15 protein-coding genes and 2 pseudogenes are annotated in these 14,702 nt (G+C 42.2%); 3 read left to right on the top strand and 14 right to left on the bottom strand.

The window, feature by feature from the left end; translation table 11 throughout:
- Nucleotides 1-122: 122 nt before the first annotated feature.
- From AABK37_RS35830 to AABK37_RS35795, 8 genes and pseudogenes are all read right to left on the bottom strand, one after another.
- On the bottom strand, nucleotides 123-1,067 hold the full coding sequence (locus tag AABK37_RS35830; protein WP_432556215.1) for a Rieske 2Fe-2S domain-containing protein: 945 nt from the start codon (nucleotides 1,065-1,067) through the stop codon (nucleotides 123-125).
- Nucleotides 1,068-1,143: 76 nt separating this feature from the next.
- Nucleotides 1,144-2,700 carry an amidase gene (locus AABK37_RS35825; RefSeq protein WP_432556214.1) on the bottom strand — a complete coding sequence of 519 codons (1,557 nt, stop codon included), beginning with the start codon at nucleotides 2,698-2,700 and terminating at the stop codon, nucleotides 1,144-1,146.
- 106 nt (nucleotides 2,701-2,806) lie between these two features.
- Nucleotides 2,807-3,385 (bottom strand): Uma2 family endonuclease, encoded by a 579-nt coding sequence (locus AABK37_RS35820; protein ID WP_432556213.1) that lies wholly within the window; start codon nucleotides 3,383-3,385, stop codon nucleotides 2,807-2,809.
- Between the two features lie 29 nt (nucleotides 3,386-3,414).
- Nucleotides 3,415-4,308 (bottom strand): helix-turn-helix transcriptional regulator, encoded by an 894-nt coding sequence (locus AABK37_RS35815; protein ID WP_432556212.1) that lies wholly within the window; start codon nucleotides 4,306-4,308, stop codon nucleotides 3,415-3,417.
- Between the two features lie 54 nt (nucleotides 4,309-4,362).
- The gene (locus tag AABK37_RS35810; RefSeq protein ID WP_432556211.1) at nucleotides 4,363-4,779 is read right to left on the bottom strand and encodes a hypothetical protein; all 417 of its coding nucleotides are present in this window, start codon (nucleotides 4,777-4,779) and stop codon (nucleotides 4,363-4,365) included.
- An 82-nt stretch (nucleotides 4,780-4,861) separates the two neighbouring features.
- Nucleotides 4,862-5,713 carry an FAD-binding domain-containing protein gene (locus tag AABK37_RS35805; RefSeq protein ID WP_432556210.1) on the bottom strand — a complete coding sequence of 284 codons (852 nt, stop codon included), beginning with the start codon at nucleotides 5,711-5,713 and terminating at the stop codon, nucleotides 4,862-4,864.
- Nucleotides 5,714-5,809: 96 nt separating this feature from the next.
- Nucleotides 5,810-6,281 (bottom strand): annotated as a pseudogene (locus tag AABK37_RS35800) (Uma2 family endonuclease).
- A gap of 81 nt (nucleotides 6,282-6,362) precedes the next feature.
- Nucleotides 6,363-6,507, bottom strand: a pseudogene (locus AABK37_RS35795) (Uma2 family endonuclease); the annotation flags it as partial.
- A gap of 107 nt (nucleotides 6,508-6,614) precedes the next feature.
- Between AABK37_RS35795 and AABK37_RS35790 the strand changes: the two are divergent.
- The gene (locus AABK37_RS35790) at nucleotides 6,615-7,241 is read left to right on the top strand and encodes a restriction endonuclease subunit R (protein WP_432556209.1); all 627 of its coding nucleotides are present in this window, start codon (nucleotides 6,615-6,617) and stop codon (nucleotides 7,239-7,241) included.
- A gap of 5 nt (nucleotides 7,242-7,246) precedes the next feature.
- Complete coding sequence (locus tag AABK37_RS35785) at nucleotides 7,247-8,413, top strand: cysteine desulfurase family protein (protein ID WP_432556208.1); 1,167 nt, start codon at nucleotides 7,247-7,249, stop codon at nucleotides 8,411-8,413.
- 211 nt (nucleotides 8,414-8,624) lie between these two features.
- Here AABK37_RS35785 and AABK37_RS35780 read toward each other — a convergent pair whose 3' ends face one another.
- The 6 genes from AABK37_RS35780 to AABK37_RS35755 form a co-directional block, all read right to left on the bottom strand.
- A complete protein-coding gene (locus AABK37_RS35780) occupies nucleotides 8,625-9,554 on the bottom strand; it encodes a cyanophycinase (protein WP_432556216.1) in 930 nt (309 codons plus the stop codon).
- 43 nt (nucleotides 9,555-9,597) lie between these two features.
- Nucleotides 9,598-9,753 (bottom strand): hypothetical protein, encoded by a 156-nt coding sequence (locus tag AABK37_RS35775; RefSeq protein WP_432556207.1) that lies wholly within the window; start codon nucleotides 9,751-9,753, stop codon nucleotides 9,598-9,600.
- A complete protein-coding gene (locus AABK37_RS35770; RefSeq protein WP_432556206.1) occupies nucleotides 9,753-10,940 on the bottom strand; it encodes a glycosyltransferase family 4 protein in 1,188 nt (395 codons plus the stop codon). The genes AABK37_RS35775 and AABK37_RS35770 overlap by 1 nt, the downstream gene beginning before the upstream one ends.
- Before the next feature lie 49 nt (nucleotides 10,941-10,989).
- Entirely contained in the window at nucleotides 10,990-11,112 is a 123-nt protein-coding gene (locus AABK37_RS35765) for a hypothetical protein (RefSeq protein WP_432556205.1), read from the bottom strand.
- A 30-nt stretch (nucleotides 11,113-11,142) separates the two neighbouring features.
- Nucleotides 11,143-12,723: a DUF2079 domain-containing protein gene (locus tag AABK37_RS35760; RefSeq protein WP_432556204.1), complete on the bottom strand. Its 1,581-nt coding sequence runs from the start codon at nucleotides 12,721-12,723 to the stop codon at nucleotides 11,143-11,145.
- A gap of 142 nt (nucleotides 12,724-12,865) precedes the next feature.
- On the bottom strand, nucleotides 12,866-13,441 hold the full coding sequence (locus AABK37_RS35755) for a Uma2 family endonuclease (protein WP_432556203.1): 576 nt from the start codon (nucleotides 13,439-13,441) through the stop codon (nucleotides 12,866-12,868).
- 333 nt (nucleotides 13,442-13,774) lie between these two features.
- On the opposite strand from AABK37_RS35755, the gene AABK37_RS35750 reads away from it, so the two are divergent.
- On the top strand, nucleotides 13,775-14,590 hold the full coding sequence (locus AABK37_RS35750) for a DUF1838 domain-containing protein (RefSeq protein ID WP_432556202.1): 816 nt from the start codon (nucleotides 13,775-13,777) through the stop codon (nucleotides 14,588-14,590).
- Nucleotides 14,591-14,702 lie beyond the last annotated feature (112 nt).

Raw genomic sequence — 14,702 nt, 5'->3', positions numbered from 1 at the left:
CAGTTCCCATTCAGATGCGGTACAACATTATATCGTCGCGTGTAGGGGCACGGCAGTGCCGTGCCCCTACGGGTGTACCTCACGTAACCGAGAATTGCTATAAGCGCTTTAGCGCTTAAAGCTTACCAATTGTGATAAAGCTGACGAACCCAATGTAAAGGTTCTTCATGAGAAAGCCTAATTTTCGGTTCAAATCTTGGATAAAGATTTTCTAACATCGTCACATCTTGCCGAATTACTTCCTCAGTAGCCTTAATAGTTGGTGGTTCAAGAATTGAGTTAAAAATACCAAAGGATTTTTCAGTAAATAGTGGGATAAATATGCGCGTTGTGTTTTTGTTTTGTGGATATATGGTGAACACTTGCACAAGTTTACCCAAGGGTGAATCACTATAAACAACCACAAAAGATGGAAAGTAATTTTCTAGAACTATTTCCACCGGATTAGGAGAAAATAGTAAAGCTATATTCTGTAGGTACTCATTCAGAGTATTTTTATCTCTAATGTGCTTGATGGTAGAAACAGAAAAATAACCACGATCTTGAAATTCATCAACTTGTGTTTCTTTAATTCTAAAAAGTTCTCTGTGAGTACCTTTAGCGTGATTTACATCATGATTAATCTCTAATGCATCAAGAAAAGGTGCTTTTATAGTTACATCTCCTGCTACACCGATAAATCTAAACTGAGTTGATAGCTTTTCCAAAATATCTGGAATGGTCAGCTTTGGTTCTTGATTTGCGTAAGTCCAGATAAAATCACCTTGCAAAAATAACTTAAGTTGTTTGGCGAGAGGTTTGGAAATTTTTTCATTTGGTAAAATTGCTTTACCTTCCGAGTCAAATTCTAATGCATGAAAAGGACAAGCTATTGTATTATCTGGACAAATCCAACCATCAGAAAGCTTTGCACCCATGTGAGGGCAGATATTTTCTAAAGCGGAAATTTCACCTTTTTCGTTTTTCCAGAGTACATAATCTTGACCACAAATAGTAAATAATTTAGGTTTATTTACCTTCAACATAGATTTGTGAGCAATTAACCAAGGGGCGCCGGGTAATATCATTTTAGATTTGGGATTTTGCGAAAAGTTTGAGCGCCGGCGTCCGGCGATCAAAGCTTTTCAAGACGGATTTGGGATTTCACACAGGTGGATGAGCAAGATAATCAGGTTGTGCTTTAAAATGTTCTTCTAGTGCTGACATGACAGCTAAAACTACATCTTCATGCCAATGACGTGCTGCAATTTGCACACCAACGGGTAAACCGACACTCCCCTGTTCAACTTTGTAAGCTGTACGTGAAATTATGCTTTTACGGGGTTCTCTGTCGCTTTCTTCACCCTGACGCACGCGAGTAGCCGCAACTACACCGGCAGGCATTCCTAAGAGGTTGTAGAGATTTGTATAATTAATATCATCGCTGAGTAAAAAGCCGCTATTATGTGTCAAAGCTGGTAAAGCTGTAGGCGGACAGATAATAGCGTCGTATTGCTTGGCATTCATCGCGGTAAGAAATTGAGTGCAAAAGCGATCGCGTTCATGAATTACTCGCCAGTAGTCTGTCACAGATAATTCACCAACCGCACCTAGACTATTTGCCATATCATCCAGCCCAAAAAATCCACTAATTGCAGCTACACTATTTAGTAATTTTTTAGGCGTTGCAGCTAGTTGATAATACTGCTTAATTCGCGGATGCCATTTACTTCTACCTACTTGCCTTTTAAGTGTGGCAAAACCATCAGCGGTGAGCAACTGGTTGTATAGTTGCGAAGCTTTCAGTAAATCTGGTGGTGTCCATTCTTCAACTATTGCACCGCGCTTTTCTAACGCTTCGGCTGCTTCTCGCACTACCCGCCTAATTGCTGGGGAAGGCGATAAAATGCCATTATCGGTGTAAAAAGCAATCCGTAATTTTTCTATTTGTATGTCTGCTTCGCACCAGGGAACGAGCGGAATATTAGTATCAAAAGCTTCCTGACCGGGTGCGGCAAGAATTTTCATTGCTAGGGTGAGGTCACAAACGCTACGCGCCATCACTCCCGGTTGGGCAATTATCGCTTGCTGTCCGGCAAACAATGGCGCATGACCAACTAAAGTTAGCCTTCTAGATGTAGGTTTGAAACCGTGAATTCCGCAGGCTTGCGCGGGTAAACGGACACTACCAGCAATGTCACTTCCCAACCCCAGCGGTGAACCACCAGCGGCGATGATAGCCGCCTCACCGCCACTACTACCCCCAGGAGCGCGTTCTAAGTTCCAAGGGTTGTTGGTGCGTCCGTATACTGGGTTGTCGGTTTCGTTCATCGAACACATATGCGGGACGTTGGTTTTACCGAGAATAATCGCCCCAGCTTGTCGCAAGCGTTCCACCATGACGGCGTTATGTGTAGCTTTGCTGCGAGCAAGTTCAGTAAGTCCCACAGTGGTGGGTGTGCCAACGACATCAAACGATTCTTTGATGGTGATGGGTACGCCGTGCAATAATCCCAGTGTATCTCCTCGTTGACGAGCTGCATCTTTTATTTTCGCCTCAGCGCGTGCTTGTTCAAATAAAGAAACGACTACAGCATTTAATTGCGGGTTTACCGCTTCGATGCGTTGAATGTGCGCTTGGACAACCTCGCTGGGGGAAAGTTCATTTTTGGCGATCGCTTGAGCGATTTCAGTAGCACTTAAATTGATAATCGCATTCATCAAAGTAAATCGTTAACTTTTACTTATTAGTATGGCGATGTCTTTTCCTTACGTCTTGTAGATTCGTCCGATTTTTTGTACATTCTTGCTATATTTGCAAGAATTTTCAATCTTGAGTGTCGAAGTCCACTTTATCGTAAATATCTGCCAGGGAAATTTCAAAGGAAACAGAGGCTAAAGATATAGTTACATCAGCATCTTCATATTCAGTAAATATCCAGCGATTGTTATCTGTTTTGCTGTATTGTTCAACGTGCATTTTATACTGGTCAATTAGCAGATATTCTTGAAAGCTGGGAATTGTTCGATAAGCCGCAAATTTTTCATCTCGGTCATAGCTTTTGGTAGATTTTGAAAGTACCTCCGCAATCATTATCGGATTTGTCAAAGTGTCTTTTCTTCCTTCTTGAAATTGCAATTCACCTGCAACAACCATCACATCAGGATAAGTATTGATTCGCTTTTGAGGAATCCATAATCTTTGGTCTGTCACAAAAACCTGTAATGGTTGACGTTTCAGAGCAAAATTGAGCGCTGCATAGAAATTGCCAGCAATTTTGTTATGATTGGGTGTTCCACCTGTCATTGGGATAATTTGACCATTAATATATTCGTGCCGTTCTTCAGACTTTACCTCTATTTCTAGGTATTCTTCCGGTGAGTAGTAGCGTTCTGCAATAATCATGACATTTCAAACCTCAATACTACAAATTCTTAACTTAATATTTGTTTTGGTGTTACTCCCAACAACCTTTTAAAATGTCTATTAAGATGACTTTGGTTAGCGAAACCGACTTTGTAAGCAACTTCTGCAATACTCACATTACCTTGCAAAAGTAAATTTTTCGCTCGTTCCACCCGACAGCGAATCACATATTGATGCGCGGAGATTCCCATTGATTGTTTGAATAAGTGAGAAAAGTAATGCGGACTCATCTGTACTAAAGCCGCCAATTCTGTTAAACTTAAATCATGGTCTAAATTGGCGTTTATATAGTCAATTACTTTCGGAAAATTATACTTGGATAAACCGTCTTTATATTGTTGTAAAATCGGTTTGCGTGTTGAATAATGTTGCATCAAGTGAACTGACAAAGCATTGATCATCGTCTCTGCATAAAGACGACTATTTGTCGGATTATTTTCTAACACACCTTTAAGGGCTAATCCAATTTGGTAAATTAGCGGATCGGGTGTGGCAAAGTGCGGTAATAATTCCACATCTTTTGCATCTGCGGCTTCATCAATTGCACGAGCGAAAACGTCAGCTTCTATACCGAGAATGATAAAATCGCCTTCATCTTCCCAAGCAGCACCTTGACCGGTGTTGACGGGAGTAATAACTATATCACCTCCAGCTACAGCGTCACGGTGAAAGCGTCCATCTAGTTTGCGATCGGCATGAATTATACGGTTTCCGTGTGTGAAAATCGCGATAGAATGCCAACGAGGGGTAGAAACTTCCGGTACTTCATAAGCAGGTTGACACATATAGCCAAAAGATACGCCATGCCAATTAACATCTAAGCTAGTTAAAATTGGCGGACGTGGGTAAAGCTGCAATACCTTACATTCTTCGGTTAAGACTAAGGGCTTTTCTTGGGGCATAGATTACACAAATGCCTATCTACCCAATATATCAGGTTAGAAATATATTTTCATTTAATCAAAAACATATTTTTCAGCTACTTTCCAATAACGAGAAAAACGCTTCAAGTCGATATAGCCGTCGTATTCAAAAAATGGTTCTACTTCAAAAATTTCCAAGTCCAAAGTTTTTTCAATTTCATCACATATCATATCAAAGCGCGGACTAACACTTTCTGCTGTGACAACTAAGTTAGTATTATTCTCTTTCGCAAAAGCTAAAACTTCTTGCGATACATCACCACGACGAATGACAACGGGTAATTCTAATAAGCATTCGTAGATAAAGGTAAGGCGTTTGAGGCTTAGTTGCCATTCTTTAATCAAAGCATCATCCCAAACCCAAATTGCGGGTGCGTCGGGGTATTGTTGTAGTGCGGGATTATGGGGACTTAGACAATCTCCATGCACCCAAATAATTGGTTTATTCATTGGTTTTTAGATTTTGGATAACGAACCGCATTCGCGCAGCGTCTCCGACAGGAGAAGGACACAAAGAACACGAAGATGAAATTTAACGGCGTTTCTTTCCTTTTTGCCAACTTTGGCTGTTAGCTTGTTTGTTAAATTCGGCTTTGGGAAAAAGTTTCTGTTCTATTTCTTCATAACTACCTTCAAAGTCACAATGACCGTAAAGGGGACATTTTTTGCAATAAATGCCTTCGGTGTAACGTTCTAAATTTTCGCGGTTGAAAAAATAAGCTTTGTGACTAAAGGTGCTGGCTACCCATTGCCATGACATATTATTGCTAGCAGGATCGCCATCTAACAAATGCTCTAAAAACCACTTTGCGCCGGTTTGCCAACGAATACGCCGCCAGTGGACAATATAAGCTGCCATCCACATGCGTGCATGGTTGTGCAAGTAGCCTGTTTCTCGTAAGTCACGGCTGAAGCTGTCGATGCAAACTCTGTCTGTGGTGCCTTGTGCGATGTCTTCTGGTAATTCAGGTGCGTAAGATGAGGGGGTATAGCCTGTTTTATATTCTTCTTGGTCTTGCCAGATGTTATCCCCTAGTTTGGCGTATAAACGCTGCCAGTAGTCGCGCCAGCCTAGCTCGTTAATTAGTTTAGTTGTTTGGTCTGCGTTTTGTAGGCGCTCAACGACATAATCCCGAATTTCTCGCAAACTGAGAACACCATAGCGAATATAAGGCGAAAGTCGCGTTACTGCACCTGTGAAAAAATTACGTGTTTTTGCGTAGCGGGCAGCGTCTACTTTTTGCAGCGCTTTCTCGGCGGCTTTGCGTCCGCCCACAATTTCGCTGATATGATTATCTCGTTGTGCTGCGTCTGGGAATTGTTCGCGGAGGTAAGCTACCAACTCTTCGCGGTTGGTGAAGTCGCGCTGCATGTTATTAGTCATTTGTAAAGTATTTGACGACTTAAGTCGTAATTACACTCATTATAATTATGGCGGATGAATGCAGGCGATCGCCCTCGACCATATGAGATAATTTTTTTATTCAAATACTGGGGGCCATATTTGAGAAATCGAAATTTCCCAGCCAGGAAATAACTCTGGAATTGTTAGCTTATCTTCACCCGCTAACACTTCACCCTCACTATTTAAGCGAGAAATTGTTACAGTCAATTCATCTGGGTTAATTAATATCCCAACTCGCGCCCCTAATTGCAAAAATAATTTGATTTTATCTTCCAAAAAACGGATGCGGTCTGTTTTTGATTTAATTTCTATTACTAAATCACAGAACAAGTTGGGCAAAGTCGCGGATTGTGCGTTTCAATCTTTGGGCTGACACAAAGGAAACATCAGGTGCGCGTAATTCGGTGTTAGGCATAATAAACCCACCACTGGAATCAAATATACGTCCTAGTTTGCGCGGCTTAACCCAATTACCCAGCAGTCTGATAAACTCGGCGTTGCACAAAATGGGGATGAAATAACGAACCGCAAAGACGCGTTCGCGCAGCGTCTCCCTGAGGAGAAGTACGCGAAGAAAGAGTTTTTTGAGAGACAGAAAAATAAAAATCATCCCGCAAATATGCAACGCCAAACTCAGCTCCAATTTCACTCGATTCAATATCAGATGGACCCATAACGACAATGTTTCCCGATTGTAGTTCCAGTTGATAGTCGCAATGGTCTTCTTTGAGCTTTTCTTGCAGTCTTTCTAAGTCGTGGATGGTGAGAGTCATGCAAATTTTAAGATTGTTCTGTGCCTATTTTAGCGTCGTTTAAATTGGGGTGCTTTGAGAACTGGTAATATATATTCTACAATGATAATAAAGCTCGTATATCAACTATGGTTCAAGTTATCCAAGCACAAACCGTTAACATCATTGACTTAGAAGAAAAATTTGGTCTACAGCTAGCTGATAGCGACGAATTTTTTACAGAGTGGTTTGATAATTTGCCAGAAATTACTGAGTCAGAAAAGCAGGCTTTAGATAGAGTTAAAACTAATTATCTTAGCTTGGTGAAGCGCCGCCGTATATTAGAAGAATTGGTAAAACTGGTTGTGCTAGCTCCCTTGTTAGATTTAGCAGGATATTATCGCCTTCCTTTTGATATTGAAACCGAACAATCTATAGAAATTGCTTTAGAAGATGAGGAAGAAATTATACGAGGTCGCATTGATGTGCTGGTTCTAAAACAACAATTGTGGTTATTAACTATTGAATCTAAAAGGGCTGGATTTTCTCTAATAATGGGTATACCTCAAGTTATAGCTTATATGTTGGCTAATCCTAACCCAGAACGACCTGCTTTTGGGCTAGTAATGAATGGCAGTAATTTTATTTTTATTAAATTAACTAAGCAAGATGTACCAAAGTATGCTTTCTCTGATGAATTGACGCTGTTGAAACGCGAAAATGAATTGTACAAGGTTCTTAGTATATTAAAAAATCTGGGTCAAATTTTGATTTAATAATTATGTACGATCGCCCTATATATCTCGATTGTCACGCTACTACTGCTGTAGATGAAAGGGTACTAGCTGCAATGCTACCTTACTTCACTCAACACTTTGGAAATCCTTCTAGTATTAGTCACGTTTACGGTTGGGAAGCAGAAGCGGCTGTTAAACAAACGCGGTCAATTTTAGCTGAAGCAATTAATGCTACTCCCGAAGAAATTGTCTTCACCAGCGGTGCGACAGAAGCGAATAATTTAGCTATTAAAGGTGTTGCTGAAGCTTATTATCAAAAAGGGCAACATATTATTACTGTTGCAACCGAACATAGCGCAGTTATTGATCCTTGCAATTATCTAAAAAGTCTTGGGTTTGAAGTGACAATTCTCCCAGTTGAAAAAGATGGGATTATTAATTTAAATCAGTTAGAAAAAGCTTTGCGTCCGGATACAATTTTAGTTTCGGTGATGGCTGCTAATAATGAAATTGGCGTTTTGCAACCGTTAGCAGAAATTGGCGAATTATGTCGCAGTCAGGAAATTATTTTTCACACCGATGCAGCACAAGCGATCGCCAAAATTCCTCTTGATGTGCAAGCGATGAAAATTGACTTGATGTCGCTAACTGCACACAAAGTATACGGTCCTAAGGGCATTGGTGCTATATATGTGCGTCGTCGCAATCCCAGAGTACAACTTGCACCGCAACAACATGGTGGCGGACATGAACGCGGAATGCGTTCTGGTACATTATATACACCGCAAATTGTCGGATTTGGCAAAGCTATAGAAATCGGTTTAGAAGAACAAAAGATAGAATGCGATCGCTTGACACAATTAAGAGAAAGATTGTGGAAACAACTTTCCCAATTGCCAGGAATTCACCTCAACGGACATCCTACCCAACGATTGGCAGGAAATTTAAATATCAGTGTTGAAGGGGTAGATGGTGCTGCTTTGCTGTTAGGATTGCAACCTGTAATGGCTGTTTCTTCTGGATCTGCTTGTTCTTCAGCTACAATTGCACCTTCTCATGTTCTCACAGCGCTGGGACATTCGGAACAGTTAGCTTATGCATCGGTGCGGTTTGGGATCGGCAGGTTTAATACCCAAGAGGAGATTGACAAGGTAGCGGAACACTTTATTTCTACGGTGCAAGGTTTGCGTCAGCAAGCGACGTTGGTTTAAAATACCGCTTTAATGTATAAATTCTATCATACACTACGTTGGTACACATATTGTAGAGACGTTCCGGTGGAACGTCTCTACGAGGGTTAGCCTGTTTTTACAGCAATTCTCGTAAAAGGTGAAATTAGTGCGTATTTGTAGGGACAATTCATGAATTGTCCCTACACGAGCGCGATAATGTATTGTAGACAACAGAGAACCGCTATATTACTTAGTATGGATCTGAATCTATTCGCCCTCTTTTGACGCTTCTGAGATAATAGCCTGTTGTTGGTCTGTTTTTCAAGTTGAATGTGTCACCGCTGTAGACTTTCCAGATTTTGTAGTTGGAGTAGGTTAGAGGAGTTCGCTTTTCGCAGACTTCAGGAGTGCGATCGCCTAATATAAAGTATGCTGGACCTCTACCCATCACTTTCGCTTTGCCGTTTTTCTCGACAACTACCGATGTATCTTCGCTAACTGCTATCCCCAAAGCACTTTTAGCTACACCATCTTTGATTTGACGGGCTATGAAAGCCATTATCCTACCCATTCGTTCCCGTCTGTCAAAGTGCGTGTCTACAATGGTTCCCCTCAGATTTGCCCAGGAAAAAAAGTTATAGGTGAAGTTTACATCTTCATAAGGATCTGCGAGTGCGTCTTCAGTTTCAACTCTGTTTGCACAAGCGTTGTAAACAAAATCACTTTGAATCATCGCTCCCGCACTAGTTCCCCCGATACCGCCTCCCCTAGCGTAAACAGACTTTACAGCAGTTTCCAGCTTGGTGTTTTTCCAGTTGCGGATGTATTTGCACTGGTCGCCACCTGCAAAGAAAATCACCTCGGCATTTTTAACTTTGTTAGCAATTTCCGGATTATTTGCGTCTTTGCGGTTGATAATGACGAAAGTCTGCACCGAGTCCACGCCTTTCATATCGTAAATTGGCTGATTGTAGCTGTCATCTCCAGAAGCGCGGAGGACAACTACATCAACCTTGGTAGCGCAATTAGTACATCCCCTGACTCGGTTAATCATCCACTGGATAGCTTCATCGACATCGGAACCACCTCCACCCAAATCAAAGACAGGACCGTGCAAGGGAGGATTGACATTGGCAGCGTTGCCCTTTAAATTGGGCGTTACCTTCGCTTCAACAGGCAATATTAAGGCGATCGCTATTATCCAGATCAGCTTGAGCGCAATTTTAAACAATGTATAGGAATTGGGCAATGGGCAATGGGCATTGGGCAATGGGCATTGGGCAATGGGTATTGGGCAATGGGCATTGGGCATTGCGAATTGGATTCGGGAGAAATTCTTTCCATGCCCCATGCCCCATGCCCCATGCCCCATTCCCCATTACCATACAACGTGCGATCGCTCTTTAACTGTCCGCTGATATACATCTTCTGTTTGCTTGGCTATTTTAGACCAGCTAAAGCGTCTTTCTAAATCCTCATAAGCGTTATCAACTAACCATTGCCGATAACCTGGATTTTTCAACACTTCTAATATTCCCCAAGCTAGAGAATCTGGATTGTTAACCCAGGTAACAATACCTGTTTTCGTGTGTTGCACTACTTCGGGAAAACCGCCAGTATCGGAAACTACTACGGGAACGCGAGAGGCAAAGCTTTCTAAGGCAACAATACCAAAGGGTTCGTAAAGACTGGGAAAAACGGCGCAGTCAGCGATGGTTTGAAATTTATCTAAGTATTCATCGGACATAAAGCCGGTAAAATAGCACTTGTGGGCAATTCCCAAATCCCAAGCTTGACGTTTAAGATGGTCGGTATTGCCACCACCAATTATCACAAACTTGACGTAACCACCCATTTCTGAAAGTATCTTTGGTGCTGCATTTAGCAATCCGGAAACGCCTTTTTCATAAGTCATGCGACCGACGTAATAAACAATTTTTTCACCATCTTCAGCAAATTGACGGCGAAAATCGTGGGCATGAAAATCTTGATGGTGTTGTTTCTTTTCTGGTCTAATACCGTTGTAGATAACATCGATTTTATCCCAAGGACTGTGAAGCGCTCGTTCAACTTCTCGTCGCATGTAGTCGGTACAAACGATAATCCGCCAAGCGTTGAAAGCAAGTAGGTTTTCTTTGCCACTAATATAATGTTGCGTATCAGTGTGAATACCGTTGTAACGTCCGAATTCTGTCGCGTGGACTGTAGCAATTAACGGCACTTTAAAGGTATTCTTGAGAGCGATCGCTGCATCGCCCACTAACCAATCATGAGCATGGATAATATCAAACGGACCATCTTCTAGCATCAACTTACCGCCGTGATGCCCCATGCTGTCATTTAAGTTTACTATCCAGTGGAAAAAGTCGTGACCACCAGCCACCGGCACGCGATGCACATGCACTCCATCGACTATCTCATACATCGGCGCATGACCAAATTCCGCCGTAATCAGGTGGACTTCATGCCCTAACTTGACTATTTCCGGGTACAACTCCGCCACATGACGTGCAATTCCTCCCACGATGCGAGGCGGAAACTCCCAACTTAATACCAATATCTTCATCAATTAAACTCCCCGATTCTTTACAAATATCCAAAAATATAACTAGGGACTAGGGAATGGGGCATGGGGAGATGGGGAGAGGGGGGGAGGGGGGATGGGGGGAAAGAAGGATTATTCTCCTTTCCCTTGTCTCCCTTGTCTCCCTTGTCTCCCTTGTCCCCCACTCCCCCACTCCCCCCTCCCCCCTCCTCAACTCCCCACTTCAAGGGCGAAAAGCTAACCAAGCGGCTTTTGCTTCCTCTTTTGAGGTGGCGGATTTTTGAAGTAGGATAACACCATCTTCAAAGCCAATGATGCCATATTCAAGGTTAGTGGTCAGACGGTCAATGAGTTGGATAAGTTCTTGCAAAGCAGCGCGATCGCTTTTGAAAGCGGGTGCATATTGCTGCAATTGCCACAAATCGGCGATCGCATAATCTACCTTTATAACCTCCCGCGCATCATTTCTCAACTCTATTGCTGGCAAGCGAAGAATTTCCCGACGGCTGGAAAGATGCGGTACAAGATAAGTAGTAGCAGACACGCTAGCATCTGTTGGAATTTGCCCTAATAATGAACGAAATTGTCCTACATGATGCCATTGTTGGGGTAGCGATACATATACCCAAGGTTTTACAGAATCAGGAATCAGAAAGTAAAAAGTCCGATTTGGGTTGGATGTAAAGCTAAAAAACAAAGAGACACAAATACAACCCACCCAAAAGCGACGAAATGAGAGTTTAAAGGCTTTCGGATGCTGCGACCACCAGATAATTGCGCCGTAAAATAATCCAGGAACTACCGTCATCGCATAGCGAATCGTAATCGCTAAAACCGAATCTCCTTTACCTAAAAATAATTTTAGCAGGGGAAAACCAGCGATCGCCCAAGATGCCGGCGCAACAGCAGGCACAAATGCCAAAGGCAACCATTGTCCAAGTAAATACTTAATTGTTCTATCTACTGGTGTAACAAGTTCTACTAACAATCGAATTGGGTTGCTAACGATCCCCCAAATAATTTGCACTGTAGAAGCTTCATCTCCATCTGCATATTGCCCAAACCGCTCCATCATAAACCGCTGGGAAATATCTTGAGAAAACAGCGGCATAATTAGATTAGTCAGAACCAGCATATAACCAAAACTGAGCGTACAGACAGCAAGTCCAGCGCGAGGAAAGCGTTTACTTAAAATCATGTAAATCCCAACGCCAAACAATTCTATACCGCTATCTTCCCGCACTGCCAAAATTAACACTGCTAGCACCCAAAACAGCCGCCACCAGCGTTTTTCCATTGCTAGCAGCAACCCAAAGACAAACAGAGGAATCTGACAAATGTCATGAAAGTTGCATAAAGTTGGACCAATAACAGCATTTGCAGCGTAATAGCTAGCAGTTATCATTACTGCTAATGGTGGTTCTAAATATTGCCGTGCCAATAAATACAACACCAAACCAGCAGCAGCAATCAGCGTCACTTGAATAACCGTTAAAGTTGCTGGTGAGGGAAACAACGCATATATAGGTAGCCAAAGTAACAGCGCTGGTGTAAAGTGTTGACCCAGCCGATGGTAATAAACAGTCGGGACTTCTCCACCATGAACGACATTCGTTGAAAGACTTGAAGACAGAGAACTTTGAAAAAAGCGTCCGTGGATGCCATTCCAAAAAACTTGGTTAAAAATGCCTTGATCGAATGAGGCGTAAAAACTGTAATATCGATGCAGCGTAAATATTAGACAAAGAACAAAGAATATGACAGCCACTGGCAAGACTAGGCGTAAACTATTGCCTACGCTCATCTTCAGCTTTTCGATTTTATGCAACAACAACATCACTCACTCACGCTGATTTTGGCAAACGGGGGAAATATTTATTGTAGAACGTGAATACCTGACTTCAGCTGCGATAATCGTAAATGCACAGAGCTTGTTTGTTAGATGCCTAACTTAAAATCTGTGTCAAATCCAATATAAATCCCGGCAAAACATCTTCACCTGATAAGCTAGCAGGAGATTGCAAAATTTCCACATCTTTTCCTTGACGGTAAATTTCTACCCGTTGGTTTTGAGGATCGATAAGCCAACCCAAACGAACACCGCAGTTAATATACTCCTGCATTTTCTGTCGTAATGTCTGTAAAGTATCACTAGCAGAGCGTAATTCTACGGCAAAATCAGGCGCAAGTGGCATAAATCGTGCCGGATTTGGGTTGAGAGTTTCGATTCGCGATCGTTTAACCCAGGATGCATCCGGAGAACGGTTTGCACCATTGGGAAGTTTGAAACCTGTTGACGAGTCAAAAGCCAATCCTGTACCATCAGCATCTGTCCATAGCTCTAGGCGAGCTGATAGTTTAATATTTCGATTCCCACTTTCCCAGCCTGTAGGCGGCATAATAATTAATTCTCCAAGAGCGGTGCGCTCAAAGCGCAAATCTCGATTATTCTGGCATAGTTGGAAGAATTGCTCATCTGTTAGCTCAATGACAGGATGTAAATTAACGATAAGGGTAGTCATAGTTGCTTTTTGAAGAATGTTAACTGTAGCCTAGCACCGCTGCGCGGAAGTCAAAAGTCAAAAGTCAAAAGTCAAAAAGTTGATGATGTGTGCTTTTCGCTGCTTTGGAATGGTTACTTTATTTCCGCCGCGTTGTACTAGCACTTAGGTGATTGGGAATTTTGGAATAATAGAGCGCGATCGCATACACTCTTGTAGCTTATTTATGAAATTATTAATGAACGTCTCTACTATATAATGTGTCAGTTGCGATCGGCATAGAGTGTACACTCAGTAAGTTGGTAGTTGATACTACCCTTTCCCCCTTCAACCTCAGATAGCAAGGAGCCAAAAATGGTTGCCGAAACCCAAGAATTTGATGCTCAAGCATGGATAAAGACTCGTGCTTCCCTCGATCCCACCCAATCAACCTTTTTGGTTTGGAAAGGTGCAATTTACGCTTTTATACCAGGTGAAAAGAAAAAACTTCTATTTGAAATGTTGGGAATGAGTGTGAGTAGGTGTATTCCCACAAAAGAGGGTAGCTGGGATTTTACCTCTAGAGAACTGACTTACTACCTCGACCCAAAGACAAGCGAGATTGTGCAAAAATGGGAAAATCCTTGGACGGGTGAGAAAGTGCCGGTGATGCATGTTGCGAATAATCCTGTACAAGGTCAGTTTAAAGGTAAGTTTCCCGCGCAAGTAGATGGTGATATTACAACCTTCGTATTTGACATATTTCCCACTTACCCCAATCCTCTAGCAGACGAGCCAAAGTTTGCTGAATATTGCCCAAATCCAACTTATCAGGCAGCAGAGTTATTTAAAATCACCGTCCCCACCGCAGATTTATTAAACTCAGAACTCCTCTCGGTTTCTCAACTGAGGTTGAGTTGGGATAGAATCGGTCAATGGCTTCCTTGGATGAAAATGGGAGCGCGTGAGGGTCATTTGATATACAGTGCTTACGGTAGTAAAGTTGATGGCTTAAGCGAATTACCGCAACAGCTTCAAGATGAAATTAATACCCGCATTCCTCTATATAGGAATGCACCAAAATCTTTTATTGAAGGAGAAGATATGACCTCATGGTTGTATTTTCAACAGAATTTTGAGGCTTACCTAGCGGGTGAAACCTTCCCGCTACCAGCAGGAGAAGAATTATAAGTTAGACTGAAAGAAATCTAAACGTAGTGGGGGAGGCGCTTCCCCATACATCAAGTGGGGACACTGCGTCCCCACTTTAAAAAAAAATATTCTTCTCCCACAAAAAAAGCTC

Source organism: Tolypothrix sp. VBCCA 56010, from assembly GCF_050875635.1.
Classification (GTDB): domain Bacteria; phylum Cyanobacteriota; class Cyanobacteriia; order Cyanobacteriales; family Nostocaceae; genus Hassallia.
Note: the sequence above shows the minus strand (reverse complement) of the source record. Positions and strands in the feature narration are given on the sequence as shown.